The 9,890-nt window shown below is 26.2% G+C and carries 10 protein-coding genes and 1 pseudogene; 7 read left to right on the top strand and 4 right to left on the bottom strand.

Annotated features, from left to right (window positions below):
- Positions 1-20 precede the first annotated feature (20 nt).
- The 4 genes from AJ939_RS01125 to tssJ form a co-directional block, all read right to left on the bottom strand.
- Complete coding sequence (locus tag AJ939_RS01125) at positions 21-251, bottom strand: hypothetical protein (protein ID WP_002881838.1); 231 nt, start codon at positions 249-251, stop codon at positions 21-23.
- Positions 252-475: 224 nt separating this feature from the next.
- On the bottom strand, positions 476-1,249 hold the full coding sequence (icmH, locus tag AJ939_RS01120) for a type IVB secretion system protein IcmH/DotU (protein ID WP_002881837.1): 774 nt from the start codon (positions 1,247-1,249) through the stop codon (positions 476-478).
- Positions 1,246-2,643 (bottom strand): type VI secretion system baseplate subunit TssK, encoded by a 1,398-nt coding sequence (gene tssK / locus AJ939_RS01115; protein ID WP_002779660.1) that lies wholly within the window; start codon positions 2,641-2,643, stop codon positions 1,246-1,248. Before tssK ends, icmH begins: the two co-directional genes overlap by 4 nt.
- A 9-nt stretch (positions 2,644-2,652) precedes the next feature.
- Positions 2,653-3,099 (bottom strand): type VI secretion system lipoprotein TssJ, encoded by a 447-nt coding sequence (gene tssJ / locus AJ939_RS01110; protein WP_002779659.1) that lies wholly within the window; start codon positions 3,097-3,099, stop codon positions 2,653-2,655.
- A gap of 125 nt (positions 3,100-3,224) precedes the next feature.
- Here tssJ and AJ939_RS01105 point away from each other — a divergent pair, with 125 nt between their 5' ends.
- The 7 genes and pseudogenes from AJ939_RS01105 to AJ939_RS01075 all read left to right on the top strand — a co-directional run.
- Positions 3,225-4,472 (top strand): type VI secretion system domain-containing protein, encoded by a 1,248-nt coding sequence (locus AJ939_RS01105; protein WP_002881835.1) that lies wholly within the window; start codon positions 3,225-3,227, stop codon positions 4,470-4,472.
- 68 nt (positions 4,473-4,540) lie between these two features.
- A complete protein-coding gene (gene tssB, locus AJ939_RS01100) occupies positions 4,541-5,026 on the top strand; it encodes a type VI secretion system contractile sheath small subunit (RefSeq protein WP_002881833.1) in 486 nt (161 codons plus the stop codon).
- Between the two features lies 1 nt (position 5,027).
- Positions 5,028-6,482, top strand: a complete 1,455-nt coding sequence (gene tssC, locus AJ939_RS01095) for a type VI secretion system contractile sheath large subunit (protein ID WP_070234023.1) — start codon at positions 5,028-5,030, stop codon at positions 6,480-6,482.
- 2 nt (positions 6,483-6,484) lie between these two features.
- Positions 6,485-6,877, top strand: coding sequence for a type VI secretion system baseplate subunit TssE (tssE, locus tag AJ939_RS01090; protein ID WP_070234022.1), 393 nt, complete (start codon positions 6,485-6,487; stop codon positions 6,875-6,877).
- Complete coding sequence (gene tssF / locus AJ939_RS01085) at positions 6,874-8,595, top strand: type VI secretion system baseplate subunit TssF (RefSeq protein WP_070234020.1); 1,722 nt, start codon at positions 6,874-6,876, stop codon at positions 8,593-8,595. Before tssE ends, tssF begins: the two co-directional genes overlap by 4 nt.
- Positions 8,592-9,494 carry a type VI secretion system baseplate subunit TssG gene (tssG, locus tag AJ939_RS01080; RefSeq protein ID WP_070234018.1) on the top strand — a complete coding sequence of 301 codons (903 nt, stop codon included), beginning with the start codon at positions 8,592-8,594 and terminating at the stop codon, positions 9,492-9,494. The genes tssF and tssG overlap by 4 nt, the downstream gene beginning before the upstream one ends.
- Positions 9,495-9,629: 135 nt before the next feature.
- Positions 9,630-9,890: pseudogene (locus AJ939_RS01075) on the top strand (hypothetical protein); the annotation flags it as partial.

The following is a 9,890-nucleotide window of genomic DNA, read 5'->3' as shown; positions in this document are numbered from 1 at the left end:
CAAAATACCCTAGAATCTTATTATACTTTAGGAAGTTCATTTAACTTACACATATTCCTAAATTGCCAATAACTAGGCTCTAAATAATAAGAATAAGGAGTATAATAAAAGATAATTAAGCCTATACTTCCAAGAAAGACTAAAAACTTTGAAACGCTTTTTGTAGATTTAAAGATGATTTTATAAATAAATTTTAATATAAGATAAGAAAGAATAGTAGAAATTATAATAAGAAGTAATATATATGTCATGGGTTATCTCCTTAGATTCTCTATTTTATTAAAATTAAGATGTAATTTTGTGGTTTAGTGTTAGCAGTATAACTTTTTCTTTATCATTAAAATAATAGAGCTTGTTTTTTCATATATTTTTATCCTTTTATAGGTTTTGCATTTGATTTTTATTCTAGCTGTAAAATAATTTTTATTTAATTTTACTCATAACAAATAAATTGATATTTAAAAATTTAGTATATTTATTCTATATGTGTTAAATTTTTTATCAATACGGATATATTATTATCCACTTTAAGATTATTGGTTTCTAAATTGAAAATTGCATAGCTTAATACTCCTAATATAATCAATGCTGGCACAACGATAATAAGTTTTTTAAAATACAATCTTATAAATTTTTGCCAAATATTTTCTTTCAAACCAGTTTTATATGCTTTATTAAAAGCTAACTCTTCTTCTATCTTATAAACCGGTTTTAAAGATGTGGCAATATTATTGCAAAAATGAATTATTTTTTCATCTCTATCCTTAGTCTCATTATATTTTCCTTTATAACCAAGAATCAAACAAGCATAGATAAATTCCAAAAAATCTTTAAACTTAAAAGGGTTATTAATCCAAGATGATGCAATATCATAAAAATTATTTCCACCTAAAGTTTCATCAAATAACCTTACAGTTAGAGTATTGTGAGCCCAAAAATTAATAAAAAGTTCATTTTTCATTAAGCTTTCATCTATAAAGACACAAAGACAATATTTGAATTTAATAATTTCTTTTTCATCATATTCTTTACATATACTTAATTTAGCGGTTATATCTAAAATTTTATTAATCAATGTTTCTCTAAGTTGATTAATACTACTTGTATCCATAGAGCTTATTTTTGAAAGTCTATAAGAAAGCAAAAGCAACTCCAAAGAATAATCAATAATTTTATTGTTTTTTAAACCATCAAAATCTGAATCAAGAAGTAAGCTTAATGCCTTTTTTTCTTCATTTATTTCTTTCATTGAAATACCGCCCACATTATAATATCAGGGTTTTTTATATTGTTGGTCAAGTACATACTAATGATACTTTCATTTTTAAAATCTTTAAACAGTTGATCTCTTTTATCTAATTTATAATAAACATAACCATTTAAATAAGGAATGCTAGATGGAACATTAGGTACTTGATCTACATTTAAGCCCTCAAGCTGAGTTGCGACTATATTTTTAATTTTACTTTGAGTATGTATCTTGCTTTGAATTTTAAAATTATTAAGTAGATATTCTGTAGTAACATCTGCACGAATTGCGAAATAAATTTCACTTTCTTCTAAAATTCCCGAATTATCAAAAATAAAATCATAAAAACCGTTGCCGTTAATACTAGTCTTAGCTATAAAATATTTAGGGCTTGTGATTTTAGAAAATAACAATCTTAGATTATTCATCATATTTAAAAAAGTATTATAAAGATTATCGTGTTTATAAGGAATAAAATCTAAAAAAGATTCTTCGTTGCTAAAAGCTGCAAGCTCTCCTTGAAATTCTAAAAATTTTTCGTATAAAAATTCAGGATGTATTTTATCTTTTTTTGATAGATGTGAAAATATTAAATACCATTTTTTTAAAAGATTAAGGGATAAAAAAGTGCTAAAATCCAATGTATTTTTTGTTTGATCGATTCCTTTAAAAACATTAGATAGAACTTTTTTATGTTGATTGATTGAAAAAATAATTTCTTCCAAAAAGGATCTTATGGTAGATATTTTGCTGATATTTAAGCAAGTGGGTATAAAATCACTTTCTAATTCAATTTTTTTATTGATATCAATATTTTTAATTTTTGCAATTGGTAATTCAAGTTCATCAGGAGTTGAATTACCTAAAATGCCAAGTTTTAATCTTAAACTAGCAAGAAGTAAATCTTTTTTCTCTTGTGTAAAAGTCAGATTTTCAAGTTCGTACTCATCTTCAATTTTGTCCATTACATTAGATTTTGAATCATCATAATTTCTTAAAGCAATACTATTTCTAAGACATATAAACTTTGAATTTGGAAAAGTATTTCTTAAAGATAAATCAGCAATATCAGTAACTCCGATAGGAATTTTTAATACCACAACTGAATCAATTAAAGATTCATAATTGATTTCAATAGGCTCAGGCAACAAATCTTGCTCAGGTGCATTAAAAATGCTTCCATCTTGTGCGATACCTGAAATTTTAGAAAGTGCAATTTTTCCTTGCAATAACATCTCTTGAGAAAATTCCAAGTCTATTATTCCATATAAATTACTATATATATTTATAGTTTTAAGATCTATATTTCTATTAAAAAATCTTTCTTGCTGCTCAAAATGGGTTTGTCCAATATTAAGTCCATCAAACCAAGCAACTTTTAATTTATTTGCCATATATTATTCCTATTTAATTCTTTTGATACCTTCTTTGGATATTTCAAATTTTAAATACTTATTCTTCCCAAACCCATTTGCATCTTCGGTCTTTGCCCATATTTTTGTTGTTTTTTTTGTATTATTTGCAAATAATACAAGAATGCCTACATAAGGAACCTCTTCTTCATCTACTTTAACCGCGATAATATTGTCTTTAGGTGCAATTTGCGTTTTAATAGAATCAAGTTTATCCTTGCCTAGTACCCCCTCTTCTCTAGTAGCCAAATCTATATCACTTGCTTCTTCAAATTTTTTAATATCCTTAAGTTGATATACAATAGCTGTAACAGGAACATCATCATGTCTATTATTAAGATTGGAATTCTCTACATTATTTATCTTAACACTAACAACACTTGAGCAAGCGCAAAAGAATAGTGGCAATAAAAAAAATAAACTTTTTTTACAAAACATGAAACTAAAGTATCCTTTCTATCTTAGAATATATAATTTATGATTAATTGAGTAAATTTTTTAAAAAATTAACATAATATTTTTTAAAATTTAATTATAATGAGGCAAATTTTTGGAGGAATTAAATGTATTTTTGTGATCAATTGAAAAATAATTTAGATGAACTACAAGAATTTCAGTTACTTGAAGATGAGATGTCAAAATATAAGACTTTAAACCATGAAAATATTTCTTGGGATAAAGTTTATCAATATTCTCAGTTTATATTATTAAATCATTCTTTAAATTTTAAAATTTGCAACTATTTTCTTTTATCGTGTTTTAATTTAAACAATGAAGAATGCTTTGAAAAGCTTTTGCTTCTTTTTCAACATTTAAAAAAACTTATAGATGAAAATAATGCTTATATATTAGCTCAAAAGCGAAAAATTCAAAATTTTATTCAAAATTTTATTCAAGAATACAATAAAACAAAAGTGCTTATATCATCTGAGATTGTTAATCAATTTATTACTTTATTTTCCGAATTTGAAAATTTACTATCTTGCAATTTTGCAAAAATTGAAATTGCTCAAGTTGCACCACAACTTCCAAAATCTCCTGTAACTCAAGTATCTATAAACATTAGAAGCGATAATATTAACTCTTTAAACGAGAGAGAATATAAAAATTTTTATCAAAAACTTGCATTTGAGCTTTTAGAAGAGGATGAAAATAATCTCAATATCTACGCTTTATTCACCCAAGCAATGTGGGGAAAAATCAGGTGTTTGCCTGAATGTAATAATGAAAAAATTACTAAAATAAGAAAACCTGATGCAGATATAATTCGCATATTACTTTCTGATAAAGAAAATGATATAGAACATATTAAATGTTTTATGCATGAACTTATTTTAAATCCTTTTTGGATAGAGGGTGTACAACTCTTTTGTGATTTTTTAGAAAAAAAGAAAAAAAATAAACAATTAGACATTCTTATAATATTAACAAGTGATTTTATTTCTAAATTTGATACTATTGAACTTCTCCGTTTTCAAAATGGTGATTTTATCTGCAAAGAAGAAGTTTATAAATATTTTGTTAAATCCAAAGAAAATAAAAAAAGTTTTTTTTCAAGTAAAAAAACTGACAAAGAACATACATTACAAGATTTTGAGCAAATGCTGATGAATATTGATAAAGAAAATTTTAATAATTCTACTATGAATAATATTAATTCCTTGCTAGATATGGTAAAAATTTTTGAATCAAAAGGAATGAAAAAGAACTCTAAAATTTTAAATATATACTTAGTAGAGTTAATGGAAAAAACTCTACTAAAAGATTATCTAGCCGAAGAATATGAAAACGCAAAAAATAAAATTAAATGATGCAAGATTAAATTTAGCAAATTTTAATATAATAATTAAGCTAAAATTTTTATTTTTAAGGATTTAAAATGTCAGATGGATCTCATGCTCCAAAGGAACGAATTAATATTACATATAAAGCTAAAACTAATGGACAAAATGAGGATGTGGAGCTGCCGTTAAAATTAATGGTAATGGCAAATTTAAAAGGAAAAAACGAAACCCCCTTAGAGGAAAGAGAAATTTTGCAAATTAACAAGATCAATTTTGATCAAGTTATGAGAAAACTCAATATAACAACGAGTTTTAGCGTAAAAAATACTCTTGGAACAGGAGCTGAAGAGCTTGATGTTAAGCTCAATATTGCTAGCATGAAGGATTTTTCTCCAGATAGCTTAGCTAAACAAATACCTGAGTTAAACAAATTATTGCAACTAAGAGAAGCTTTAATGGCTTTAAAAGGTCCTATGGGTAATATTCCTGATTTTAGAAAAGCTGTTTTAGAAGCGTTAAAAAATGAAAAAACTAAAGAAAAGTTACTTTTAGAAATTAAACAAGAAGAGCAAGGAAATTAAAATGGCAAATACCAAAGTAATTGATACGCCAATTATTGAACAAATTATGGAGAAAAGCAAATACTCTAAAACTGATGAAAGTTATAGTATTGCCAAAAGAGGTGTTGCTGAATTTATTTCAGAAATTGTAAAAAGTGATAATGCCGAAGAAAAAATCAATAAATTTGCACTTGATGAAATGATAGCCCATATTGACCATTTACTCTCAAAACAAATGGATGAAGTTTTACATAATGAAGAATTTCAAAAACTTGAATCTACTTGGCGTGGACTTAGATTTCTAGTTGAAAGAACTGATTTTAATGAAAATATAAAAATCGACCTATTTGATATAAGAAAAGAAGAAGCTTTAGAGGATTTTGAAAACAATCCAGATATAACACAAAGCGTTGTTTATAAAAATATATATTCTTCAGAATATGGACAATTTGGAGGAGAGCCTGTAGGAGCAATCATTGGAGATTATCAACTTGGATCAGCAAGTCCTGATATGACTTTTTTAAATAAAATGGCTAGTATTGCGGCTATGAGTCATTCTCCCTTTTTAACATCTTTTGGACCAAAATTTTTTGGGCTTGATGATTATTCTGAACTTGCAAATATTCAAGATTTGCAAGGTTTGCTAGAAGGTCCTCAATATACAAGGTGGAGAACTTTTAGAGAAAATGAAGACTCTAAATATACAGGCTTACTAGTGACAAGATTTTTAGCAAGAAGCCCTTATGATCCTGAAGAAAACCCTATCAAAAGTTTTAATTATAAAGAAAATGTACATGCTTCGCATAATCATTTATTGTGGGCTAATTCTTCGTATACTTTTTGTACAAGATTGACAGAAAGCTTTGCTAAGTATAGATGGTGTGGAAATATTATAGGACCAAAAAGTGGAGGGACTGTTAAGGATCTGCCTACTTATCTTTATGAAAATTTTGGAACTATACAATCAAAAATACCTACAGAAGTTTTGATTACAGATAGGAGAGAGTATGAACTTGCAGAAGCAGGTTTTATAACTTTAACATTAAGAAGAGATAGTAATAATGCAGCATTTTTTTCAGCAAATTCTCCGTTAAAACCAAAATTATTTCAAAATACCCCAGAAGGTAAAGAAGCTGAAACAAATTACAGATTAGGAACTCAACTTCCATATATCTTTTTAATTTCAAGATTGGCGCACTATTTAAAGGTTTTACAACGAGAAGAAATAGGGAGCTGGAAAGAAAGAAGCGATATCGAAAATGGTCTTAATGAATGGATTAGACAATATATTTCCGATCAAGAAAATCCACCTTCTGAAGTAAGAAGTCGTCGTCCATTCAGAGCAGCACAAGTGAAAGTTGATGATATACCAGGAGAGCCAGGATGGTATAAAATAGGACTAAGCGTCCGACCTCATTTTAAATATATGGGCGGTAATTTTGAACTTTCTTTAGTAGGAAAATTAGATAAAGAATAATAATGTCCTTGCTAGATAAACTGATCCATAATTTAGATGAGCAAAACATTCATATTCCATTCTATCAAAATGATTTTGAGGATGTAAAGAATAATATAAAAGTTTTGCTCAACTCTAAGATTAATGACTGTTATACCGCGAAAGATTTAGGGATGCCAAATATGACTGACATTAATCTTAGTTCTAGCGAATTATGCATATCAATGGCTAAGGAAATAAGAAAGTTAATTGATAGTTATGAAAAAAGAATACGAGTTGTTTCTATTACTTATGATAATAGCTTAAGCCCTTGGCAACTTTCTTTTATTGTAAAATGTTTTTTTCAAGAGGATCGTTTTAAGGAATTTAGTATAGAAATTATTTTTAAAAATAATAGATATTGTGAGGTTAAATGAAAGATAATATCTTTTATTATCAAAAAGAGCTTGAATATCTATATGAAACTAGGGAACATTTTGTAAAAAATTATCCAAAACTAGCTCCATTTTTAGCTTACAATAGCAAAGATCCCGATGTAGAAAGAATTATTGAAAATTTAGCCATCCTAAGTTCTAAAATTCACCAAGAACTTGATGAAAATATCCCGCATATTGCAGAATCTTTAATCAATATAGTTTCTCCAAACTATACAAATCCCATACCCTCATTATGTATGCAAGAATTTAAACTTGAACAAAATAGCAAAGAAAATAAACTTACTATTCCAAAAGGAACCGTTGTTAAATCAAAACCTATAGATAAATGCATTTGTGAATTTAAAACTGTTTATGATGTCTATCTTTACCCTATTTCGATAAATGAGGTTTTTGCATCAAGTAAAAACCAAGACTATACTTTTAATTTAAAATTACAAATAGATAAAGCAGAAACAAAAATAAGTGATTTGGGCTTAGAAAAAATTAATTTATATTTAGGCAATGATACCTATATGTCTAGTACTTTATTATTATACATGCATTCTTATTTAAAAGAATTAAAAATTCAAAGTTTAGATACTGATGAAGAATTTTTTCTTAATACTTACGATATTGAAAAAATAGGATTAAATCCAGATGAAAGTAGTTTATCTTATAATGATTTAGGCTTTGAAGCTTTTTCTTTGTTAAGGGAATATTTTTTTATGCCCCATAAATTTAATTTTCTAAGAATTAATAACTTAGATATTTTAAATAATTGCCAAGGAAGAACAATTAATATTGAATTTAAATTCTCTAAACCATTTCCTGCAAATTGCATATTTAGAAAAGAATTGTTTTCTTTAAGTATGACGCCTATTATCAATATCTTTGCAAAAAGCGCAGAACCTCTTATAAATAATCATAAAAAAGATAGTTATCGAATTTTTGTTGATAGAAGCCAACCTAAAGCTTATGAGATTATACAAACATTGCAAGTTAAAGCACACAATAGCGAAGGGGGTAAAAGATTATTAAAAAACTATAAGAGTTTTGAACGTTTTGAATTTTTAAAAGATAATCAAAAAGACTTTTATAGCATAAATACTAAAAAGAATTCTAAAGGAGAAGTATTTAGCGAAATTTCCTTTTTCTCCTCTTATTTAATGGATGAAACTATAAGCATTGATCTTTTATGCTCTAATGGAGATCTGCCTTCAAGATTAAAAATAGGAGATATTAATAATTGCAATTTAAAAGGTGTTGATACTAAAAATATCGAAATTCCAAGTGAAGCGAGAAGATGCAGCGTTGATGGCAATTTATTGTGGAAACTTGTTTCTGTATTATCTTTTTCTTATCAAACCATATTAAGTAGAAAAGCTTTTTTTGGTGTATTAGAAAGCTATAGTTTTTTAAATAATCAGTTAAATTGGAAATCTTATGAACTTTTAAAAGAATCTATAGTTGATATTCAAAGCAAAAGCACTTATCTAATTGATGAAAATATTACAAAAAAAGGAACAGTGGCTATTTTTAGTATTAAGGATTCTAAGTTTTATACTTTAGGTGAAGTATATTTACTAGGATTAGTTATATCCAAATTTTTAGCATCTTTTGCTAGCATTAATTCCTTTTGTGAATTAAAGATAAAATGTCTTGATTCAAAAGAAATTCTGCATTATCCTGCTTCTTTTGGAAAAAAAGCTTTAATATGAATGATCCAACTTCATATAGTTTTTTTAAACTTATAAGAAAGCTAGAAAAAAATTATGGGAAAAAAAATATATTTTTAAGAACCAATAAAAGTTTAAAGCATCCAAATAAAGATTTAGAAAAAATTATTTTTTCAGATCAATCATTTATAGAATTATTTGTAAATTTTATGGGCTTACATGGAGTTTCCTCACAACTTCCTTCATTTATGTTAGATAAATTATCCAGAAATGAAGATGGAGAACAAGGTTGGACTTTATTTTTTGATTTTTTTAATCACTATTTACTTTGGATATTTTTCGATGTTATTGGCTTAAAAAATTATCCAAGATCTTTTAATGATAATTTTAAAGACTCTATTTCTCAAATTTTATTTAATATATTAGGAATTAAAGAATACGATATTGCAAAAAAATATTTACCATTTGCACCTTTACTACTAAGTTTAAGACGACCTAAAACACACATTGAAAGAGTTTTACAAGTCAATTTTAAACTTAAGGATAAATTATCAATCATTGAAAATTTGCCTCACCAAATTTTAATCTCTGATACTCAAAGAAATAAACTGGGCGTAAAAAATCATGCCTTGGGGAGTAATTTCATACTAGGTGATAAATTTACCTCTTATCAAAATAAAATAGCAATTTATATAAAAGATATTTCATATCAAGAAGCGGTTAAATTTATGCCTAATGGAACTAAACATGATGATTTAAAAAATAGTATAATGTTTTTAACAAATTATGAATTTTGCGTTGATTTATACCTTAAAATCAATTATTCTTCAGAAATGAAGTTTGTGTTAGGAGAAGAAAATACTGCCAAACTTGGCTGGGCAAAAATCTTAGGAAACACGCAAAAAAAATTCTCCATAGTATATATGAAACTTTATGAATAAATATTCATAATCATAAAACACACTCAAATTTACCCCAACTATGCTACAATATTTACAAACAAATATAAATAAAAATTTAATCACACTTATAAGCTTTGTATTTGATAAATCTTATTACCACATTAAGGAGAAAAAATGGCCTCAAATTCCTTTATGAGTCTTAATATATCAAATTCTACTTCAAATCCCCTACCCTTTAAAATCACTAAAGCCCTCATCCAAGAAAGTCTTGAAGAGCTTTTTTCTATAGAATGTGAAGGTTTTTTTGAAAGTTTAGATGAAAGCTTATTTAATCTAAGTCAAGATTTTAATTTTCATCCTAATGTTTTAATTGATCAAGAAGCTATTTTAAGTATTCATAATCCTTATGAAAACAATACTTTAAATTTTGACACA

It is taken from the genome of Campylobacter sp. BCW_6889 (assembly GCF_001762535.1).
Classification (GTDB): Bacteria; Campylobacterota; Campylobacteria; order Campylobacterales; family Campylobacteraceae; genus Campylobacter_D; species Campylobacter_D jejuni.
This window is presented reverse-complemented; position numbering and strand designations above follow the sequence as displayed.

Coding starts and splice junctions, on each gene's coding strand:
- AJ939_RS01125 (WP_002881838.1), bottom strand. CDS start 251: ATGACATATATATTACTTCTTATTATAATTTCTACTATTCTTTCTTAT.
- icmH (WP_002881837.1), bottom strand. CDS start 1,249: ATGAAAGAAATAAATGAAGAAAAAAAGGCATTAAGCTTACTTCTTGAT.
- tssK (WP_002779660.1), bottom strand. CDS start 2,643: ATGGCAAATAAATTAAAAGTTGCTTGGTTTGATGGACTTAATATTGGA.
- tssJ (WP_002779659.1), bottom strand. CDS start 3,099: ATGTTTTGTAAAAAAAGTTTATTTTTTTTATTGCCACTATTCTTTTGC.
- AJ939_RS01105 (WP_002881835.1), top strand. CDS start 3,225: ATGTATTTTTGTGATCAATTGAAAAATAATTTAGATGAACTACAAGAA.
- tssB (WP_002881833.1), top strand. CDS start 4,541: ATGTCAGATGGATCTCATGCTCCAAAGGAACGAATTAATATTACATAT.
- tssC (WP_070234023.1), top strand. CDS start 5,028: ATGGCAAATACCAAAGTAATTGATACGCCAATTATTGAACAAATTATG.
- tssE (WP_070234022.1), top strand. CDS start 6,485: ATGTCCTTGCTAGATAAACTGATCCATAATTTAGATGAGCAAAACATT.
- tssF (WP_070234020.1), top strand. CDS start 6,874: ATGAAAGATAATATCTTTTATTATCAAAAAGAGCTTGAATATCTATAT.
- tssG (WP_070234018.1), top strand. CDS start 8,592: ATGAATGATCCAACTTCATATAGTTTTTTTAAACTTATAAGAAAGCTA.